Here is a 20,894-nt window from a genome sequence, read left to right on the forward strand (position 1 = left end):
TGCCTGAACAAAGGTTTAATTTACCTGTTATACCCCTTTGTCGAAACAAAATGCTATTATTGGCGTATCAGTTTCTCACAAATGATGATTTATACTAATTGATGAAAAAAATAATTGTAATTGCCGGTATTGTAGTTGCTGTGATTGCTGTGTCTATGGTCGGCCTCAGGATGTATACCAAATCATTCAGCCCGCAGGATAAAGCTAATTATACCAAAAACGATATTGATGTTTCAGTAGTGTATGGAAGGCCTTATAAAAAGGAACGGACAATATTTGGAGGGTTAGTGCCTTATGACAAGGTGTGGAGGACAGGAGCCAATGAACCCACCATTTTCACAACAAATGTTGACCTAAAAATTGGGGATGAGGTTTTGCCTAAGGGTGAGTATGCTTTGTTTACTGTACCAGGCCGGGAAAGCTGGCAAATTATTTTTAATAGCACCATTCCGGGCTGGGGTGTTGAATTATTGTCATTAGAAGCAGCCAATGATCCTGCAACTCAAGAGCTGGTAGTCGAGGTAGCTCCTATTAGCACCAAAAATATGTTTGAGCAATTTACCATAGCATTTGAAGAGATGCATGATGAAATCGACATGGTGTTGATGTGGGACCAAACTTTGGTAGTGGTGCCTATGATCCCACAGAACTAGCTAAAGCGAAAGGATTTTTAATTTTACAATTACATCTTCTTGCTGATCACCTCTTTTTGTTGCATCAGTTACATTTTTAAATCGCCTTATTTTAATATTATCAGGATTAGCTCCTCTTTCCACCAGGTAAGCTTTCACAGCTTCAGCTTGTTTTTCAGTTCTATCATTATGATAGGTCTTTCTAATTTCTAGTTCTCTTACTTTTGAATAGACTAAAGAATCCTTTTGTGGGACTTCATTTATTTCAGCTAGTAATGAATCAACCTGCTGACCTGATAACCCAAGAGAATCTATTTTTGACACTGCGCTTGCAACAGATACGGTATCCACCACTTCTTTTTCTGTGTAGACAGAATCTACAATCAGTTCAGTTAAATCTTCATCGCTAAAGACAGAGTCCTCCTTGTAGTTGTTTTGGTAAATATCCAATTCAAACTTCATATTTGAATTTCTTCTGGTCAAATCTGCAAGCCTTCTCAGCTCAAATGTACTCAGATCATCAATTTCACTGCTATATTCTTTAAAACGAATGGCTGTTTCATATTCGCTGCCAGCTGCCATAGGCTCAAGCTGAATACGCAAACTTTGTTTATCTCTATTGCCAATTTCATCAAGAGCATAAATTTTAGAGTAGTACATATAAGTCTGATCATCACCGGTCAGGGCAAGATCGTAATGGGAGCCTTCATTCATAACCAAAGAAAACTCACCTTTAGCTCCTATCTTTTCATTAAAAAGCCGATCTCGCAAATCAATGTTAAAAACAGTTAGCATTGCATTTACTGGCTCTCCGGTTTGTTTATCGGTAACAGTTCCTTGTACTCGCATAACTTTCTTAGGTTGAAACTCTTCCGGTATTAAAACTTGCGTTATATGAAATACCCTGTCATCTTTCATAGAAGTGTAGAGGTACCTGCCTTTTGACGGGATACTTATAAATTGATCATTTTGTGGAGTATTAATAAAGTCCATAGGCACTGGATCAGACCAATTATCACCCAATTTCTTGGTCATAAAAAGATCAAGCCCCCCTTTACCACCAAATTGATCGGATGAAAAAATCAATGTATTTCCATCGGCCAATATTTTAGGGTTTTGCGAGTTTCCTGTATTAATGTTAGTTGGTAGTTCAACAGGCTCTTGCCATTTGCCATATTTCATTGTAGCCACCATCAACTTACAACCCGTGGCACCTTTATACTCAGTCATTTGATCACATCTCATAAAGTACATTGTCTCACCATCAACAGACAGAGATGCTGTACCCTCATTGCTTGCAGAATTGATTGGTGCGCCAAAATTTTTAGGGGCACCCCAGTTGTCGCCTTCTCTTTTGCTATACCATAATTCAAAACCCCCAAGACCTGATTTTCTGGAGGTGAAAATCAGCATATCACCTTCAAATGACAGACTATAACCTCCATAATAATTTAATGTAGGGCGGTTGACATTTTTCGAAACTTCAACACCATCATTCCATGAGGAAACACTCTTTTTTGTTGTGAAATACATGGTATGAAAACCGTCATCTGAATAGTCTGACTGATAAACTATTGTTTCCCCATTACCGCTTATCACCGGAACAAATAGATTCAAAGATGGGTGATTGATATTTGGGGGTAATTTTTTGATCTCATCCTGACCAAGAGCCAGAGAGTAAGTAGCAACAATAAACAATATGGAAAGCCTGGTCTTGAGCATATTCATAATTCTGGTCATACTTTTTTTCAATATATGAATTAAACAAGTTTATATCCACATAACGGGTTAAAGATTAATAAGCTAAGTTTATACCAAGATTATACCAACTAAAATTTCAATCTAATTAATCTATGAAATTATTTTTTAGGGAAATGGGAGCGGGGCAGCCTATCATTGTTCTTCATGGTTTATTTGGCTCGTCAGATAATTGGCTCACTATAGGAAAGGCACTTAGTGAGAAATATAAGGTCTATTTGTTAGACCAACGAAACCATGGACAATCTCCGCATCACGATGAGTTCAACTACCACGTTATGGCCTCAGACCTGGAAGAGTTTATTCGGGAGCAGGAAATTAAGAATCCAATAATTATAGGGCATTCCATGGGGGGAAAGACTGCAATGCAATACGCAGTTAATCACCCCGAAGAATGGATTAAATTGTGTGTGGTAGACATTGCACCAAGGGCTTATCCAGTCCATCATGATTCGATCTTGGAGGGATTAAACGCTTTAAACTTAGTTAACTTATCTTCTCGAAATGAAGCAGATAAGGCACTGGCGGAGTATGTACAGGAGCCTGGGGTAAGGCAATTTCTGCTTAAAAACCTGAACAGGGATTCTAATGGATTTAGTTGGAAGATTAATTTACCTGTAATTACAGATAACATTGAAATTATCGGTGAAGGTCTTAGTGGAAAGCTTACCGAAATTAAACCTGTACTTTTTATTAGAGGAGAGAATTCAAACTACATAAAAGATGATGATTTTATATTAATAGATCAGTGCTTCCCAAATGCTGCTGTTGAGACTATTGAAAATGCCGGGCATTGGGTTCATGCAGAGCAGACTGATAGGTTTATGGAAACACTTACAAATTTTTTAAATAAATGAGCATAGGGAAACTCTATATTATACCAAATGTTGTTTCTGAGAACCAGGTGGATACCATCCCTTTACAGGTACTTACTGCTATAAAGACAACGAGCTTGTTTCTTGTGGAAAACATCAGAACAGCGAGGAGATATATTAGTAGCCTAAATCTCGGTGTTACCATTGAAGATTTAGAGTTTTTTTTATTGGATAAAAAAACACCTGACGAAGAAATATCCCGTCTGATGCAGCCACTATTGGCTGGGGAAAATGTTGGAATTTTATCTGAGTCTGGGTGCCCAGGTATTGCAGACCCTGGTGCTAAAGCTGTAGAATGGGCACATAAAAAAGGTGTTAGGGTTATTCCCTTAGTCGGGCCATCATCTCTTTTGTTAGCACTGATGGGTTCTGGCTTTAATGGACAGAAGTTTTGTTTTCATGGGTATTTGCCAATTGATAAAAAACCGTTGGAAGCAGAAATAAGAAGGTTGACAACGGAATCTAACAGGTTTAATCAGACCCAAATATTCATTGAAACACCATATAGGAATAATCAACTGTTAAAAACAATTTTATCTGTCTGTGATAATTCAACTCAGCTATGTGTTGCCAGAGACTTAACCGGAGAACAGGAGTTTATTGAGACACATAGCATTGGGCATTGGAAAAGCCAGGAAATTGACCTGCACAAAGTTCCAACTGTATTTTTAATTTATGCAGGCAGCTAACAACTAAACTATTCATTTTAATATCATACCATTTTACTCTAAATTTGCGCCTTCAATTTATAAGGAACTAAAGTATAATCAATGCCATATTTATTTACGTCCGAATCAGTATCTGAAGGACACCCTGACAAAGTAGCTGATCAAATCTCTGACGCTCTTATTGATAATTTCTTAGCATTTGATAAGGATTCCAAAGTGGCCTGTGAAACATTGGTTACCACAGGATTAACTGTATTAAGTGGGGAAGTTAAATCAACTGCCTATTTGGATGTTCAAAAAATTGCCCGTGAGGTGATTAATAAAATTGGGTATACCAAAGGAGAGTACATGTTTGATGGAAATTCTTGTGGTGTAATTTCGGCAATACACGAGCAATCACCAGATATTAATCAGGGTGTGGATAGAGGCAATCCTGAAGAGCAAGGAGCTGGAGATCAGGGAATGATGTTTGGTTATGCTACTAACGAGACAGAAAACTATATGCCTTTAGCACTTGACCTGTCTCATAAAATATTGATTGAGCTTGCAGCATTGAGGAGAGAAAATAAAGATATAACTTATTTAAGACCTGATGCTAAGTCTCAGGTTACAATAGAATATTCTGATGATAATACACCTCAGAGAATAGAAGCTATAGTAGTATCTACTCAGCATGATGATTTTGATGAAGAAGGTAAGATGCTGGCCAAAATCAAAAGGGATATTATTGAAATCCTTATTCCAAGAGTTAAATCGCAATTAAAACCTGAATTGCAAAAACTATTTAATGACCAGATAAAATACCACATTAACCCAACTGGTAAATTTGTTATTGGTGGACCACATGGTGACACGGGTTTGACAGGCAGAAAGATTATTGTAGATACCTATGGTGGTAAGGGAGCCCATGGAGGAGGTGCATTTTCTGGAAAGGATCCTTCAAAAGTTGATAGGTCAGCAGCCTATGCAACCAGGCATGTAGCTAAAAATATGGTAGCAGCAGGAGTAGCCGATGAAATGTTGGTTCAAGTCTCATATGCAATTGGTGTTGTTGAGCCAATGGGAATTTTTGTGAATACTTTCGGAACTTCTAAGGTTGGTTTGTCAGATGGCGAGATTGCAAATAAGATTGCTAAGATATTTGACATGCGACCATACGCAATTGAGACCAGGCTTAAACTTAGAAACCCTATTTACTCCGAGTCAGCCTCATACGGACACATGGGTAGAGAAAATGTAACTGTTAAAAAGGAGTTTGTGTCTGCTAATGGGGAAAAAATAATAAAAGAAGTTGAGTTATTTACATGGGAGAAACTCGACTTTGTTGATACTGTAAAAAAAGAGTTTTCTCTGTAAAGAGTATTAAACGAAACATAAAAAAAGGGGCTTTAAAGCCCCTTTTTTTATTAGTGTTCTAGTTGTATTGCTTTAGCTTTCCTTAACTGCCTCCTCAAAGCTTCAGTAGCCAAATCTGTAGCTTCTTCAAATGATGTTGCTTGCTCTTTAGCAAAGAGTTGGTTGCCAGGTACATTAAGTTTTATTTCAACTGTTTTATTTTCTATTCCTGAATTATTCAATCTTAAAAAGACCTCACCGTCCACAATACGGTCATAAAATGTTTCTAGCTTATCTGCTTTTTTCTGTATGAAAGCGATTAACTTCTGGTCAGCATCGAAGTGGATGGAATGAATTTGTAGCTTCATAGTCTTAAAATTTAAATGTTAAAAATTATGCTTTAGGATGCGCCTGGTCAAAGACCGATTTTAGCTTATCAAGGGAATTGTGAGTATAAACTTGTGTAGCCGCTAAACTGGAGTGTCCCAGTAAATCTTTAACGGCATTTAGCTCTGCTCCCTTATTAAGCAAGTGAGTCGCAAATGTGTGACGCAGCACATGAGGACTTCTTTTATCTATTGTTGTAAAAAGGTTAAGGTATTTTTTTACGATTCTATATATCAGCATCGGATAACATGATTCACCACTACCTGTAACGATCAAGTTTTGGTTTTCATATCCATTAGTGAGTTTATTCCTTTCTACCTGATATTGCTTAATTACTTTTTCTAAACTAACAGAAAATGGAATAACTCTTTCTTTATTTCGTTTTCCCAGAACTTTGATTGTTCTATTGTGAAAGTTAAGGTTTGAGCCTTTTAAGTTAATAAGCTCTGTTAACCTTATTCCCGTACTATAAAGCATCTCCAGCACTAGTCTGTCCCTGGCCCCTTCAAAATCATTATTAAACTCACAATTATCTAACAGAAGATTCATGTCCTTCTCATTGACAAATTGAGGCAGTTTCCTGCGGGTCTTTAAAATTTTGATTTTTGAAGTGGGATCCTTTTGAATTGTCCCTTGTCTCAAAAGAAACTTGTAGTAAGATCTTAATGAGGCAATTTTTCTGTTAATTGATTTTGGCTGAATTTCAGATTCAACTAAAGAAACAATCCAACCCCTGATTAATAGATGATTGGCATTCTCCAGATCAAATTCAGGAGAAGTATTTTTAATATAACTGGAAAGTTGGCTTAAGTCTAGTTTATACGAAAGTATGGTGTGTTTGCTGTAGCGTTTTTCGTATTCAAGGTATTTTAAGAAGGTTTCCTGCATAAAAAAAAAGTACTACCAGCATCTTAGCTGTGTAGTACTAATTTAATAAATTAAAACAGGAAAGTAATTCGCCTTAGTAATTTTCTTCAGCGTATTTTCCTTGGATATATTTTGCTTTGATAATCTCAGTTCTTCTTGAAACTGAAGGCTTTTCATAAAACGTTCTTGATCTAAGCTCTTTCAAAACACCAGTCTTTTCAAACTTCTTTTTGAATCTTTTTAATGCCTTGTCAATTGACTCGTTTTCTTTTACGTTAATTATAATCATTTTGTATCACCTCCTTTCAAATGGACTGCAAAACTAGAAATTATTTGGATTAAAGCAACTATAGAGCATTAAAAAGAAATTGAATGATCTTAATAGGCTTTGGTTACTTCAAAATGGCTCTTGAAATGACCAATTTTTGAATTTCTGATGTTCCCTCGCCTATTGTACACAATTTCACGTCTCTGTAGAATTTCTCTACCGGATAGTCTTTAGTGAAACCATAACCGCCAAAAATTTGAACAGCTTCGTTGGCAACTTCAACGGCAATTTCTGAAGCGTATAGTTTCGCCATAGCGGACTCCTTATTTACAGACTTGCCTTTGTTCTTTAAATCAGCCGCCTGGTAAATCAATAATTTTGCAGCTTCAATTTTTGTTGCCATATCAGCAAGTTTGAAGGAGATTCCTTGAAATTTTGCAATGGGCTGATTGAATTGATGCCGTTCTTGTGCGTATTGCAGAGCTGCAAGATATGCACCTTCCGCAATTCCTAAACTTAAGGCGGCAATAGAAATTCTTCCGCCATCAAGTATTTTCATGGATTGAATAAATCCCTCACCAACATTGCCCAGCATTTGATCTTTATGAACCCTGCAGTTATCAAAGATCATTTCGGCAGTTTCAGAGGCTCGCATCCCTAATTTGTTTTCTTTACGACCTCCTGTGAAGCCAGGTGTTCCTCGCTCTACGACAAAAGCCGTCATGCCATGACTATCACCAACTTCACCTGTGCGTACAATTACTACCGCTACATCTCCGGACTTTCCATGAGTTATAAAATTTTTGGCACCATTGATAACATAATAATCACCATCTTGTACTGCAACAGTTTTCATATTTCCGGCATCAGAACCGGTGTTGGGCTCTGTAAGTCCCCAGGCTCCAATCCACTCACCGGTAGCAAGTTTTGGAAGATATTTTTCTTTTTGAGTTTCATTTCCAAACTGCATAATATGCCCTGTACATAAAGAGTTATGAGCAGCCATAGATAGCCCTATAGACCCATCAATTTTAGACAATTCTACAATTGCAGTAACATACTCGTGATACCCAAAACCGGAACCATTATATTTTTCTGGAACCAATACGCCCATTAGGCCAAGACCTCCAAGTTTTTTAAATAAGTCTATTGGAAATTCCTGGGCTTCATCCCATTCCATCATTTTAGGACGTATTTCTTTTTCTCCAAAATCCCGGATCATTTGAGCTATCATTGTTTGGTTCTCTGATATATCAAAGTTCATTGTGGTTTCTTTTTCTGCAACTGAATTCATTTCACTATTTGGTTTATTAGACTGCAAATTTAGAGATAAAAATAATTTACCCAAACGAATGTTAGTTTGGAAGAATTTAACACCAAAAAAGTAAACGTATTTCAGGTTAATTTATTTATTAGACTATTTTTGCAACGCATTAAGCATTAGATAAATAATTATGAAAATAGCAGTAGTAGGTACAGGATATGTAGGACTGGTAACAGGAACTTGTTTTGCGGAAACTGGTAACACAGTAACTTGTGTTGATATTGATGAAAGAAAAGTAAATAGCCTAAAAAATGGTAAAATAACCATTTACGAACCAGGACTTGAAAACCTTTTTGAGAGAAATCTTAAGCAAGATCGTCTTCACTTTACTACTAATTTAAAAGAAGGCATTGAAGGTGCTAAAATAATTTTCCTTGCATTGCCTACACCTCCAGGAGAGGATGGTTCTGCTGATTTGAAATATATTTTAAAGGTTGCAGAAGACCTTGGCCCACTTTTAAAGGACTATGCTGTTATTGTAGATAAAAGTACTGTGCCTGTAGGTACTGCTGATAAAGTAAAAAACAGAGTTGCACAAAACTGTAATGTAGAATTTGATGTTGTTTCAAATCCTGAATTCCTGAGAGAGGGGGTAGCTGTAGAAGATTTCATGAAACCTGATAGAGTTGTTATTGGAACTACATCTGACAAGGCTAAGAAATTAATGGATGTTCTATATGCACCGCTAGTACGTCAGGGAAATCCTATAATTTACATGGATGAGAAATCTGCAGAGCTTACTAAGTATGCGGCTAATTCTTTTCTGGCTACAAAAATCACATTCATGAATGAGATAGCGAATATGTGCGAGCTGCTGGGTGCTGATGTGGATGCGGTTAGAAGAGGAGTGGGCACTGATTCAAGAATAGGCAAAAGGTTTTTATTTGCAGGTATTGGTTATGGAGGAAGCTGCTTTCCCAAGGATGTTCAGGCTTTGGCTAAATCGGCTCAGGAAGTTAATTATGACTTTGATATACTCAAGTCTGTAATGCAAGTGAATGAAAAACAAAAGACAAAACTTATCCCGCAAATAAAGAAATACTTTGGTGGTGATTTAACGGGTAAGACAATAGCACTTTGGGGTCTTGCCTTCAAACCTTATACTGATGACATTCGCGAAGCCCCTGCTCTTTATAACATAGATGAACTTTTAGCTGCCGGGGCAACTGTTCGGGCCTATGACCCTGAGGCTATGGATAATGTCAAGGAGCTATTGGGAGATAGAATAGAGTTTTGTGATAGTCAATATAGTGCTTTGGAAGGAGCAGATGCTTTATTCATCGCAACTGAGTGGCCAGTTTTTAGAACTCCAGACTTTGATAAGGTAAGTGAGCTGCTTACTTCAAGAACCATTTTTGATGGGAGAAACTTATATACGCCTGAAGAAATGAAAGATTTGGGATATACTTACTTTAGCATAGGAAGAGGGACTATAAATGAGTAAATCAGTTTTAATTACGGGGGCAGCAGGTTTTCTAGGATCACATCTGTGTGATAGATTCCACAAGGAGGGCTTTAAGGTCTTGGCCATGGATAACCTAATCACCGGTAATCTTAAGAATATAGAGCACCTATTTGGTAAGGAAAATTTTGAGTTTTACCATCACGATGTATCAAAATACGTTCATGTATCCGGTGAGTTAGATTATATCCTTCATTTTGCCTCTCCGGCCAGTCCTATAGATTATTTAAAAATACCTATACAGACGCTTAAAGTTGGTTCTTTAGGGACTCATAATTTGCTTGGGCTGGCCAAAGCAAAAAATGCAAGAATGCTTATTGCCTCAACTTCTGAAGTATATGGAGATCCGATGGTGCATCCACAAACTGAAGAGTATTATGGTAATGTAAATCCAGTGGGTCCTCGAGGTGTATATGATGAAGCCAAAAGGTTTCAAGAAGCCATGACAATGGCTTATCATACATATCATGGTTTGGAAACAAGAATAGTTAGAATATTTAATACCTACGGGCCAAGAATGCGATTGAATGATGGCAGAGTGCTTCCTGCCTTCATTGGACAGGCATTAAGAGGGGAAGACTTGACTGTTTTTGGCGATGGATCACAAACGAGATCGTTTTGTTATGTAGATGACTTAATAGAAGGGATATATAGACTTTTATTTAGTGATTATGCGTACCCTGTGAATATTGGGAATCCTGATGAAATTACAATTTCGCAGTTTGCAGAGGAGATTATCAAACTGACTGGAACAAATCAGAAAGTAGTTTATAAACCACTACCAAAAGATGACCCGATGCAGCGACAGCCCAATACAGATAAAGCAAGGGAGATTTTAGGTTGGGAAGCTAAGGTTTCCAGAGCTGAAGGCTTGAAAATTACCTATGAATACTTTAAGTCTTTAAGTAAGGACGAGCTATTTGCTAAGGATCACAATAATTTTGAAGGGTACATTAAAAAATGATCTAGTGATCATCCCAATCAAAATATTCGTCTTCCTCTAACTCTACAGCTTTCTCCTTTTTAATGCCTTTGTTTTTAAAGGCGTCTTTAAGCTCTTGCAGTTCCTTTTTTATATCAGCAGCAATTTTCTTTTTAACTTCTTGCTTGTCATAGCTCACCTGATAGTCAGAAGTGGTGCCTGTTATTTTTAAGTACAGCATTGACTGACCCGAAACATCCTCTTCTATAGCACCAAACGCTTCATCTTTATCTATTCTTTTTGAGCTCCTTAGAGGTGTAACTACATGGTAGTTTATCTCTTGATTAAATTGATGAGTACCGCTTATTTTCAATGAGGTAATATTGGTGCCAACTTCCATTTGGGGTATATAAATGGTTTGGTCTTGTATAAATATCTCGTTGCTAATATTGGAAAAGGTCAGGTGATCTAATTTATCTTCATCTACATATTTAGAAAGCTTTTTCATTGGTTCAAAATTATTGAGCTCGCCTTTTGAAATAGAGGTGAGAATGCTTGCTTCAAGTGATGCTGGCTCCAGGTTAAGATAATGGTCAAAGCTCATGCTGGTTTCTATTTCTGCATTAACTATTCCTTTTAAATTTTTATCGATTATAAATCCCTGATTAAAATTTTCAAGTACATAGAAAATACTATCGATTTGGAGTCCGCTTATTGAAATCTGACTTTTTACATCTACTGATTTATTTGATGGTGCCTCTATATTCCCTGTTAGAGAAACATTTCCACCCATCGCATCAAATGATATTCCATTCGAGTGTAGCCCTTGATTTTTAATGATGACATTTCCTTTGACATTGGAAGGGTGAAATCGCCTGAAGGTTAACCTATCAATATTAGTGTTAAACTTTAGCTTTAGTCTTGGAGACAGTTCGAAATAATAATTGTCAGAACCCTTTGAATTTGTTTGGGCAAGTAACTCATCCAGATCAAGGTATTTAGAATGTAAATCTGCTTCAATTCCTATAGGTTCATTTTCTAAGAGAATAAAAGCAAGCAAGTTCTTAAACAGCCCATTTAAGCGAAAGTCACTCTTGCCATAATAACCCGAAACATCATTAAGAGCTATATCTATATTGTTAAATAGGAATTGACCATTAAGGTTTTGCAAGGGATACTTTAAGCTTTCCATCGACAAATTAATCTCTTTACAAACTATTTGTCCTGATGTTTTTGTTCTGCCCTGAAGGTTTCTACTCTTCAAATCGTTAACATTTCCATTGAAGGAAATATCAATATCCAAGCTACCAGATGCAGAATTAAGTCCTTTGGGCTGATAGAAATTTAATAGCGATTTCATATCCATAGCTCCTGAGAAGTCAAATATTAACTTGGGGTTGGAGAAATTGATAATAGTCAAATTACTATTGAATTCAGACCCATCCAGATTCCCCTCAATGTTTTTAAGCTCAAGCATTCCTTGTTTTGTATTGTAGATATCCGCCAATTTCAAATATCCCTCTGCATTTGCATTTTTAAGTCTTGTGTCCGTGTCAGGATAGAAAATGGAAGCTCCTTTAAGGCCAAATTGTACTTCAAGCTGCGGACCGATTTTTTCTCCCAAATCACCAACAAGAGAAAGATTAAAATAGGTGTTTCCAGCGCTTTCATAAACACATAATTTTTTCTGAATTGGCTCTGGCATTAAAGAGCTTATTGTATTAAGGTTGGTGTCCTTGCCTTCCAGGTGTATTTCAATGGACTGTTGGTCTTTAAAAGCATATTCACCATATGTCAAAAACTCGGATCCAGATACTTGTAAGCTGGAGGGACTAATGCCTACTTTTTTGTTGATGTCATCATAGACTATTTTGGCATTCACCTGCATTTCCTTTTCTGTGATAAATACATTTCCCCGTGATGATATGTTGTGTACCTGATAGCTACCTGAAGCGTCAATGTCAAAAAGCGCATTATTATAGATGAGACTTGCTGAGGTATTGGATGTAGTTAAGTCAATTAAATTATCAATGGCCTGATTGTCATAAATAAAATGAACGTTTAATAGCTTGACTTTTTTTAAATCAAAATCAACATTTTTTGACTCACCAGAACCTTGCTTTTTTACAATATCGTAATTAATTATCCCTTGTTTGTCAACAGATATCAGACATGTAGCATTTTCCAGACTAACACCCTCTATAGAATAGGTGTTGTTCCACAGCTTTATCGGATTGAAACCAATTGTTAGCTTGTCGGCAATTAATAATTTCGATTTTTCTTTCTTGTTGCTGCCATCAATTTTGATCTTATTGAAGATGATGGATACTTCGGGAAAGTTGTCTATAATGGATACATTAATTTCATTGACTGCAATTGGTGTGTTGATATATTTATTTGCTTCAGCAACGAATCTTTGAATAATAGTATCGCGATAGTAGTACACGACCAGCGAACTGACTAACAGAACCAAACTCAAAATGGCTATTGAGTAAAAAAATGCCTTTTTAAGTACTTTGACTATATTCAACTAATATTGATTTTTCTTTTCAAACTCGCTTTAAAGGTACTTTTTAAAAGCCATAATGTTCAAACGAAACGAGGTGACAAAAATTTTAATTCTTTTCTTACAAAATAAATTTGCATAAAATTAAAACTGTACTAAATTTGCATTCCATTTCGCAGACGAGCGGGATATTTTAATAAAAAGGGCGCTTAGCTCAGTTGGTTCAGAGCACCTCGTTTACACCGAGGGGGTCGGGGGTTCGAATCCCTCAGCGCCCACAAAAAGACAGTTTATACTGTCTTTTTTTGTTTAGCTATATTTGACTTTATTGTATATCTAAATTTTGCCTATTCTTAATTATATTTAGGGCTAGCATTAATGGGAAATTAGCTCAGTTGGTTTAGAGCATCGCCTTGACAGGGCGGGGGTCGCTGGTTCGAATCCAGTATTTCCCACTCTTCTTTCAATATCATTAAGATACTTTTCTAATTCATAACATTTACATAATTGGCTTAATAACATTTTGCCCTATTTTTATGATTATATATGAATAAAGTAGCCACAATTTTAATCTGCATAATTTCTTTTCAATTAAATGCTCAATCTAAATTGGATATTCAAGGACATAGAGGAGCGCGCGGTGTTTTTCCGGAAAATTCTGTTCCTGCCTTTTTATATGCACTGGATCAGGGGGTTACAACTTTGGAAATGGATGTGGTTATCAGTAAGGATGGAAAAGTAGTTGTTTCACATGAGCCGTATTTATCTTCGGTCATTTGTCTAGATTCTTTAGGGAATGAGATTACGCCAAAGCAGGAGCAGAACTTCAATATTTATAAGATGAACTCTGAGGAAGTTGCAAAATGTGATTGTGGCTCCAAGGGAAATCCAAGGTTTAAGGATCAGATTAAGACAAGTACAACCAAGCCGTTATTGGAAGATGTAATCAAGGCTGTTGAGGAGCATATTAAAAGTGAAACCTTATTTGAAGTTTATTACAACATAGAGCTAAAGACAGAAAAAAATGGTGATGGAGTATTTCACCCAAATCCTTCAGAATTTTCTAAACTGGTCTATCAACTCATTGACCAATATTTGCCATGGAACAGGATAATTATCCAGTCTTTTGATTTTCGAATCTTAAGGCATTGGAATGAGCAATATCCTGATGTTAAGATTGCCGCATTAATAGAAAACACAAAATCTGTAAAAACCAACTTGCAAGAATTAGGGTTTACCCCAGATATTTACAGTCCTTACTACAAACTACTTTCCGAAAAGAAGATAAGTGAACTTCACAAGTTGGGAATTAAGGTTATTCCTTGGACCGTCAATGAAAAATCGGATATGCAAAACCTTGTCAAATGGAAAATTGATGGTATTATTACCGATTATCCTAATCGTGCAGCTGAATTGGGATATATAACTCCTAAAATTTCTAAAGAAGATTGAGTTTTCATACTCGTTGGGTAATCCTATCTTAGCGGCTTTAAGCTAAGTAATATGAAGAAATATGATGTTTATGGCATTGGTAATGCCCTTGTAGATATAGTCACTGAAGTTTCTGATGACTTTCTGGAGAAATATAGAGTTGAAAAAGGACTGATGACCTTGGTTGATGAAGAGCGGCAAACTGAATTGGTAGATGCCATTCATTTGCCATCTAGTAATATGCAATGTGGTGGATCAGCGGCTAATTCAATAATTGCAATAAGCCAGTTTGGCGGAAGAAGTTACTATTCATGCCGTGTTTCCAAAGATGATATGGGTACTTTTTATCTGAAGGATCTTAAGAGCAATGGTGTCGACACAAATTTAACTTCTGGAACAGCACCTGACGGAATTACCGGCAAGTGTTTGGTAATGACTACTCCAGATGCTAACAGAACCATGAATACTTTCCTTGGGATTACTTCAACTTTCTCTGTGTCAGAGATTAACGAAACCGCCCTTAAAGACAGCAAGTATTTGTACATGGAAGGCTACTTAGTACCAGGCGAAGATGGTCAAAAAGCAATGAAACTGGCAAAAAAGATAGCCGAGGAAAATGGGGTAAAAGTGGCCATGACATTTTCTGATCCAAGTATGGTCAAGTATTTTAAGCCGCAAATGGAAGAAATAGTTGGAGCGAGTGTTGATTTGCTTTTCTGTAATGAAGAAGAAGCAATGCTTTTTACAGATACCAATACCATTGAATCAGCACGGGAAGAACTTAAGAAAGTAGCTAAGAGGTTTGTGATTACTTTAGGCGCCAATGGCGCAATGATATTTGATGGAGATACATTTGTTGATATTGAACCTTACAAAGTGGATGCTATTGATACCAATGGTGCCGGGGATATGTTTGCCGGGGCGTTTTTATATGCCATCACTAATGGGCATTCTTACGCTGATGCTGGTAAGCTAGCCAGCTTGGCATCTTCTAAGATAGTATCAAAGTTTGGGCCAAGACTGGAATTACAACAAGCAAAGGAAGTTAAAAAACAACTTCTGCCTTAGTATCTAGTCAAAGGAAATGTTTAACCAATTTTCAAAGGAGTCTTTCTGTTTTTCAGAAGGACTCTTTTTTTGACTTATGCTATACCTTTTCAAAAATGATCTGCCTTCCGTTTTGGTCGCAATGTCGAGGCGCTTAAAATTCCTTTCAATCTGAAACTCTAACGTCCCACTCTTTAACTCTTTAAGTATGCCTTCTGATGGTTTCTCGCCATTAATTGAAACTATCTTATCTTTTATTGAGAAGAGGCTCTCTCCAAAAGAATCAGGCACTATTAGGGCTATTTTACATTCATCTCCATCAAAAACAACTTTTAATCCCAATTCCCTTTCAAGTAACAATGGAGAATCATTTATTTCTAAACTACACCCTACAGTCTCAAGTAGTGCTAAAACTAAATCTTCCTTAGGCTTTGTTCCATCTACATAATCAACAAAATACTCTTCAAGGTTCTGATCAGCTACTTCTTCACATATCCTTCTAATATCAGCATGTGAGTATCCTTCTCCCTTTTTCCCGAACCTACTGTAGAGCATTCTCATCACATCATCCAAAGATTGAGTGTTGTTGGTATTCTTCCTTATCAAAAGGTCAAGGGTTAAGGCAATCATAGCTCCTTCAATATAAATGGAGCTTTTTTTATGTGGAGCACTGGGCTGGTAACCATCTATCCATAAGTCAATAGAAGAATTAATCACCGAATTATTGAGCCTTCCGAAATTCAAAAAATGGCGATTGAATAGTTTATTCAGCTCATTTAAATACCACGCCTTATCAAAAACCTTGGATCTTACTAAAAACAAATCTCCGTAATAAGTTGTAAATCCTTCAGCTACATAACCAGTTGGGAATACGGCCGGCTTACCAAAATTATAAGGCTGTAATTCTTTTGGCCGGATATTACAGATATTCCAGGCATGAAATAGCTCATGTGAACTTACACCCATTAACTCACTATATAATTCTGCTTTGCCCAAATCCCTACCAGGGCCAATACATATAACTGTGGAATTTGAATGCTCAACTCCATGATAAAATTTATTAGGTGCAAACTGAAGCAGAAAATGATAGTCGCTTGTCGGAAGCCCTTTCATCATACCTATTTGGCATTCGCTAAACAGCTTAAACTCTCTGACTAATTTGTCCTTATCCAAACTATGCTCACCTTGTATCCATACATTAAATAAAACATTATCAACTTCATACTCCAAATGCTCAAGTGTGCGGCTGGCTATTAATGGGCTATCGGCAAGGTCATAATAACTCTTGGCTTTCAGCTTGTTATTTATTGATTTTAGCCCGCAACCTATTATGTAGCCATCAGGAAATTCTGCATTAACATAATGCTCCTCATTCAGCCTGTCTTCGCAATAAAGTATGCAGTTTACAAAGTTGATGTAGATTTGATTCTCAGTAAACCAGGAATTGCCTGCATCAAGCTGATGAGCATAATATTTATACGCTACTTTTATGCGGCTATGGCCATTGGTGTCAATTTTCCAGTGACTATGGGTTAGCTTTTTATGTTCTAATAATTCTCCGTTTTGGCCAAAGAATGTTATTTGCTGAATATTTTTAGCATAATTGGAAGCTTCATACCTTCCTGGTCTCCAAATTGGCAGTTTTAATTCTAAGTTTGGAGTTTGTATTTTGTCAATTTCAAGCACAATATCAATGAGGTGCTGAAGCGGATTGTTGAATCTTAGGTGGTATTTCATATATGTTTTTAGGTATTTAAACTATTTTGCGTTCCGCATTTGCAATTAATAAAAAGCTAACTATCTTTGCAGCCCATTAAAAGTCAAAAGTGAATTAATGCCTTTTAATAAGGTTAAATTATAACAAAGATGAAGAGAACATTTCAACCATCGCAAAGAAAAAGAAAAAACAAGCACGGCTTCAGAGAAAGAATGTCTACACCTAATGGTAGAGCCGTGATAGCGAGAAGAAGAGCTAAAGGAAGAAAGAAGCTTACCGTTTCTGACGAGAAGACTCATAAATAAAATTATTGACCTTTAGAAAAAGGTTAAATTCTTCATCTCGGCAAGCTTTTTATTAAATTGCCGGTTATGGATTTTAGTTTTAAAAAAGCCGAAAGGTTAAATAAAAAGATATGGATTAAGGAACTCTTCGAAAAGGGTTCCTCTTTTTATTTGTATCCCTTCAAGGTGCTTTTGCTTCCTCACCCTGACAATGCTGAGACAAATCAAATACTGATTTCTGTTTCTAAGCGCAATTTTAAAAGGGCTGTTGATAGAAATCAAATTAAAAGGAGAATCCGTGAGTCTTATCGCCTAAAACGGAATATACATTCTTCAAGCAATAAATACCTGATTGCTTACCTTTATACTTCAAAAGAAATAATGCCGTTTAATGAAATTCAGGAATCTATGACTAAGATCTTGGATAAGATTAAAGGACTTGATGCTAGCTCAAAATGAAATCCTCAATTAGAAATATACTGATCGGAGTTTTGGCAATACTGATTGTTGCTTTTGCATCTCCTTCTGACAAGTATTTTTCTATTGCAAAAAACCTGGACATTTTTGCCAGCCTGTTTCGTGAGGTAAACTCTTATTATGTAGACGATACTGATCCCGAGCAGCTGACAAAGATTGCAATAGAAGCAATGCTCGAAAGCCTGGATCCTTATACTAATTATATTCCCGAAGAAGATGCAGAAGCTTTTATGACTTCAACTACTGGGGAGTATGCCGGTATAGGGGCTCAAATAGCTATTATAGATAATGAGGCTTATATTTCTATGCTTTATAAAGGCTTTGCTGCCGAAAAGGCCGGGATACAAGTTGGGGATAAAATAGTTAAAGCCAACGGTAGCGAAACCATTAATAAATCTGTTTCGGAAATTAGCGCAATTCTTAAAGGAAGGGCTAGGTCAAAGGCGCAGATTCAAATAATAAGATCCGGGGTAAAAGACACGTTGAGTTTTGATGTGGTAAGGGAAAAGATTACTGTTAACAATGTCCCCTACTTTGGGTTGATTGAAGATACAAGTATTGGTTATATTCTATTAGATGATTTTACCACTGGTGCAGGCAAAGAGGTAGGTTCGGCAGTAAAATCTTTAAAATCAGATGGAGCAAAGGCAGTCATACTTGATTTGAGAAATAATCTGGGGGGGTTACTAAGCGAGGCAGTAAATGTTTCTAATGTTTTTATTCCAAAAAACAGGGTAGTTGTTTCGACCAGAGGCAGGATTGAGGAATGGAACAGAACATATAAAACACTTGATGGCTCTATTGATGATCAAATGCCTTTAGCTGTATTGGTGAATGGAGAAAGTGCTTCCGCTGCGGAAATTGTAGCGGGTGTTATGCAAGACTATGACAGAGGAGTATTAATTGGAACACAAACATTTGGTAAAGGTCTTGTGCAAACATCACGGCCGCTTACATATAACAATAGAGTAAAAATTACGACTGCAAGATATTATATACCCAGTGGTAGGTGTATTCAGGAACTTGAATATGGGGATCATGCTGATGACACGGTTAAGAGAAAGGCAGGGATTTTTAAAACCAAGGCTGGCCGTGATGTTTATGATAGAGGAGGATTAATGCCTGACATACTTGTTGAAGAGCCAAATGTAAAAAGCATTACAGTGGAATTATTTGTTCAGGGCTTACTCTTTAAATATGCCAATTACTTTCACTCACAACACCCAAGCACAACTTTTGATGCGAGTCAATTCAGTAACTTTAAAACTTGGTTGAATAACAACAGCTTTGAATACTACTCTCCATTTAATCAAAGCATAGATTCGCTTTATGAAATGGCCAAAGCGGAAAAGCAAGATCAGATGGTTTTAGATAATATTTTAAAACTTAAGAAACCATTAAATGAAACTGATACTGAGTTAGAAGAAGCCAAACACGAAATTACAAGACTTGTCATGCAGGAGCTAGGAGCAAGGAAAGAACTGCAGGCAGGGGAGATTAAAAGCATATTGAATGAAGATGAGGCCATTCTTATTTCGCTCAAGATGCTCCGAAATCAAGATCATTATAAAAAACTTTTATCGAGTAACTAATGTCCTTAATCCTTAGCATAGAAACTTCCACTCCTGTATGTTCTTTGGCTATCCATGATAACGGGCAATTGTTAGCTAAAGAATTAATTCAGAAAGAGCAATCTCATTCTTCTACTCTTAACCCCGCTATCGACCACTTGCTTTCAATATGCGACCTATCTTTAGCGAGTATCAATGCGATAGCCATTTCTAAAGGGCCAGGATCCTATACTGGACTTAGAATTGGAACTTCCACAGTCAAAGGGTTATGTTATGCCTTAAATATCCCACTTATCGCCATTAATACATTAGAGGCAATGGCTCATAATGTTGCTAGATTTAATGTAAATGGAGCTATGCTGTGCCCAATGCTTGACGCAAGACGGATGGAAGTTTATGCAATGCTTTTAGATGCAGACTTCAATATAGTTGAAGAAACCAAGCCGGTAATATTGGACCACGAATCTTATGACCAATACTTAAATCAAGGGGGGATACTTTTTTTTGGAAATGGTGCTGGGAAAGTGAAAAAGGTTACTGATAATCCAAATGCAAAAGTTCTGGAAGGAGTTATACCGGATGCTCAATACATAGGCGAACTGGCTTATGAGAAGTTCGAGAAAAAGGAATTTGAAGATGTTGCCTACTTCGAGCCTTTTTATTTGAAAGAGTTCATGGCGACCAAACCAAAACCTATGTTATGATGTTCAGTGTTCTAGATAAGTAACTATGGAAGATCAGATTATAAATAGAGTAGCTAACAGTCCGCTAAAGACTTTTGACTTAGAAGACCATTATCATACTGGAGTAAGGCAGGTTTTGGATATAGCCCCATGGCTTTTCAATGGTATCATCCTTAAAGAAAAAGACTTTCGATCCTTTGTTAAGGAGCACAACTGGGCAGACTATGAAGGTAAGAATGTTGCCATAATGTGTTCGGTGGATGCTATCATTCCAAACTGGGCTTATATGCTTGTAGCAATCAATCTAGAGCCTTATGCTAATATGCTCGTTTATGGAGACCTATCTGATTTAGAGAACGCTCTGTTCATGCAAGCTCTGGCAAAAGTTAACTTAGAAGACTTTCAAGATGCAAAAATTGTAGTTAAAGGTTGTGGCAATCATCCTGTACCTGAATTTGCTTATGTAGAAATCACAAGATTATTACGGCCAATCGCTGCTAGTATCATGTTTGGAGAGCCCTGTAGCACGGTACCACTTTATAAGCTCAAAAAGCGATAATTTTTTTCTTCGATGGTATTGCAAATGTAGAATGTTGTGTTACCTTTGCAGACCCTATCCGAAAGAGGGTTTATGGGGAGTTGAAATGAGGGGTTTGGAGGTTGGCTGTGAGCGAAAAAAA

20 protein-coding genes and 2 tRNA genes are annotated in these 20,894 nt (G+C 36.8%); 15 read left to right on the plus strand and 7 right to left on the minus strand.

The genetic code is table 11. The annotated features are described in order from the left end of the window. The first annotated feature begins 101 nt into the window (after positions 1 to 101). Positions 102 to 653 carry a DUF2911 domain-containing protein gene (locus tag RIB54_RS12645; RefSeq protein WP_350101244.1) on the plus strand — a complete coding sequence of 184 codons (552 nt, stop codon included), beginning with the start codon at positions 102 to 104 and terminating at the stop codon, positions 651 to 653. Here RIB54_RS12645 and RIB54_RS12650 read toward each other — a convergent pair whose 3' ends face one another. Next, positions 654 to 2,372 carry a hypothetical protein gene (locus RIB54_RS12650; protein WP_350101245.1) on the minus strand — a complete coding sequence of 573 codons (1,719 nt, stop codon included), beginning with the start codon at positions 2,370 to 2,372 and terminating at the stop codon, positions 654 to 656. 113 nt (positions 2,373 to 2,485) lie between these two features. On the opposite strand from RIB54_RS12650, the gene RIB54_RS12655 reads away from it, so the two are divergent. From RIB54_RS12655 to metK, 3 genes are all read left to right on the plus strand, one after another. Beyond that, a complete protein-coding gene (locus RIB54_RS12655) occupies positions 2,486 to 3,247 on the plus strand; it encodes an alpha/beta fold hydrolase (RefSeq protein ID WP_350101246.1) in 762 nt (253 codons plus the stop codon). Next, positions 3,244 to 3,954, plus strand: coding sequence for an SAM-dependent methyltransferase (locus RIB54_RS12660; protein WP_350101247.1), 711 nt, complete (start codon positions 3,244 to 3,246; stop codon positions 3,952 to 3,954). Before RIB54_RS12655 ends, RIB54_RS12660 begins: the two co-directional genes overlap by 4 nt. Before the next feature lie 81 nt (positions 3,955 to 4,035). Further along, complete coding sequence (metK, locus tag RIB54_RS12665; RefSeq protein WP_350101249.1) at positions 4,036 to 5,289, plus strand: methionine adenosyltransferase; 1,254 nt, start codon at positions 4,036 to 4,038, stop codon at positions 5,287 to 5,289. 50 nt (positions 5,290 to 5,339) lie between these two features. On the opposite strand, the gene hpf is transcribed toward metK, so the two are convergent. The 4 genes from hpf to RIB54_RS12685 form a co-directional block, all read right to left on the minus strand. Then, positions 5,340 to 5,636 carry a ribosome hibernation-promoting factor, HPF/YfiA family gene (hpf, locus tag RIB54_RS12670; RefSeq protein ID WP_350068309.1) on the minus strand — a complete coding sequence of 99 codons (297 nt, stop codon included), beginning with the start codon at positions 5,634 to 5,636 and terminating at the stop codon, positions 5,340 to 5,342. A gap of 25 nt (positions 5,637 to 5,661) precedes the next feature. Continuing rightward, positions 5,662 to 6,543 (minus strand): tyrosine-type recombinase/integrase, encoded by an 882-nt coding sequence (locus RIB54_RS12675; protein ID WP_350101250.1) that lies wholly within the window; start codon positions 6,541 to 6,543, stop codon positions 5,662 to 5,664. A 73-nt stretch (positions 6,544 to 6,616) separates the two neighbouring features. After that, positions 6,617 to 6,811, minus strand: coding sequence for a 30S ribosomal protein S21 (gene rpsU / locus RIB54_RS12680; protein ID WP_350068305.1), 195 nt, complete (start codon positions 6,809 to 6,811; stop codon positions 6,617 to 6,619). Between the two features lie 103 nt (positions 6,812 to 6,914). Beyond that, positions 6,915 to 8,054 (minus strand): acyl-CoA dehydrogenase family protein, encoded by a 1,140-nt coding sequence (locus tag RIB54_RS12685; RefSeq protein WP_350068313.1) that lies wholly within the window; start codon positions 8,052 to 8,054, stop codon positions 6,915 to 6,917. A 190-nt stretch (positions 8,055 to 8,244) separates the two neighbouring features. Here RIB54_RS12685 and RIB54_RS12690 point away from each other — a divergent pair, with 190 nt between their 5' ends. Next, positions 8,245 to 9,558: a UDP-glucose dehydrogenase family protein gene (locus RIB54_RS12690; RefSeq protein WP_350101251.1), complete on the plus strand. Its 1,314-nt coding sequence runs from the start codon at positions 8,245 to 8,247 to the stop codon at positions 9,556 to 9,558. Beyond that, complete coding sequence (locus RIB54_RS12695; protein ID WP_350101252.1) at positions 9,551 to 10,540, plus strand: UDP-glucuronic acid decarboxylase family protein; 990 nt, start codon at positions 9,551 to 9,553, stop codon at positions 10,538 to 10,540. The genes RIB54_RS12690 and RIB54_RS12695 overlap by 8 nt, the downstream gene beginning before the upstream one ends. A 1-nt stretch (position 10,541) precedes the next feature. On the opposite strand, the gene RIB54_RS12700 is transcribed toward RIB54_RS12695, so the two are convergent. Beyond that, complete coding sequence (locus RIB54_RS12700) at positions 10,542 to 13,028, minus strand: AsmA-like C-terminal region-containing protein (protein ID WP_350101253.1); 2,487 nt, start codon at positions 13,026 to 13,028, stop codon at positions 10,542 to 10,544. A 179-nt stretch (positions 13,029 to 13,207) separates the two neighbouring features. Here RIB54_RS12700 and RIB54_RS12705 point away from each other — a divergent pair. From RIB54_RS12705 to RIB54_RS12720, 4 genes are all read left to right on the plus strand, one after another. Continuing rightward, positions 13,208 to 13,282 (plus strand) — tRNA-Val (locus RIB54_RS12705). Between the two features lie 102 nt (positions 13,283 to 13,384). Then, positions 13,385 to 13,459 (plus strand) — tRNA-Val (locus tag RIB54_RS12710). Positions 13,460 to 13,550: 91 nt separating this feature from the next. Next, a complete protein-coding gene (locus RIB54_RS12715; RefSeq protein WP_350101254.1) occupies positions 13,551 to 14,456 on the plus strand; it encodes a glycerophosphodiester phosphodiesterase family protein in 906 nt (301 codons plus the stop codon). Between the two features lie 51 nt (positions 14,457 to 14,507). Next, positions 14,508 to 15,503 carry an adenosine kinase gene (locus RIB54_RS12720; RefSeq protein WP_350101256.1) on the plus strand — a complete coding sequence of 332 codons (996 nt, stop codon included), beginning with the start codon at positions 14,508 to 14,510 and terminating at the stop codon, positions 15,501 to 15,503. A 3-nt stretch (positions 15,504 to 15,506) separates the two neighbouring features. Here the strand turns inward: RIB54_RS12720 and RIB54_RS12725 are convergent, their stop codons facing one another. After that, positions 15,507 to 17,219, minus strand: coding sequence for a M61 family metallopeptidase (locus RIB54_RS12725; RefSeq protein ID WP_350101257.1), 1,713 nt, complete (start codon positions 17,217 to 17,219; stop codon positions 15,507 to 15,509). A gap of 129 nt (positions 17,220 to 17,348) precedes the next feature. Between RIB54_RS12725 and rpmH the strand changes: the two genes are divergently transcribed. The 5 genes from rpmH (at position 17,349) to RIB54_RS12750 (ending at position 20,773) form a co-directional block, all read left to right on the plus strand. Then, entirely contained in the window at positions 17,349 to 17,504 is a 156-nt protein-coding gene (rpmH, locus tag RIB54_RS12730) for a 50S ribosomal protein L34 (protein WP_350063900.1), read from the plus strand. A gap of 66 nt (positions 17,505 to 17,570) precedes the next feature. Continuing rightward, a complete protein-coding gene (rnpA, locus tag RIB54_RS12735; protein ID WP_350101258.1) occupies positions 17,571 to 17,942 on the plus strand; it encodes a ribonuclease P protein component in 372 nt (123 codons plus the stop codon). After that, complete coding sequence (locus RIB54_RS12740) at positions 17,939 to 19,552, plus strand: S41 family peptidase (RefSeq protein WP_350101260.1); 1,614 nt, start codon at positions 17,939 to 17,941, stop codon at positions 19,550 to 19,552. Before rnpA ends, RIB54_RS12740 begins: the two co-directional genes overlap by 4 nt. Continuing rightward, positions 19,552 to 20,235, plus strand: a complete 684-nt coding sequence (gene tsaB / locus RIB54_RS12745) for a tRNA (adenosine(37)-N6)-threonylcarbamoyltransferase complex dimerization subunit type 1 TsaB (RefSeq protein ID WP_350101261.1) — start codon at positions 19,552 to 19,554, stop codon at positions 20,233 to 20,235. The genes RIB54_RS12740 and tsaB overlap by 1 nt, the downstream gene beginning before the upstream one ends. Positions 20,236 to 20,260: 25 nt before the next feature. Next, positions 20,261 to 20,773 carry a DUF2480 family protein gene (locus RIB54_RS12750; protein WP_350063908.1) on the plus strand — a complete coding sequence of 171 codons (513 nt, stop codon included), beginning with the start codon at positions 20,261 to 20,263 and terminating at the stop codon, positions 20,771 to 20,773. The last annotated feature ends 121 nt before the right edge of the window (positions 20,774 to 20,894 follow it).

This window comes from Fulvivirga sp., assembly GCF_040218215.1.
GTDB lineage: Bacteria > Bacteroidota > Bacteroidia > Cytophagales > Cyclobacteriaceae > Fulvivirga.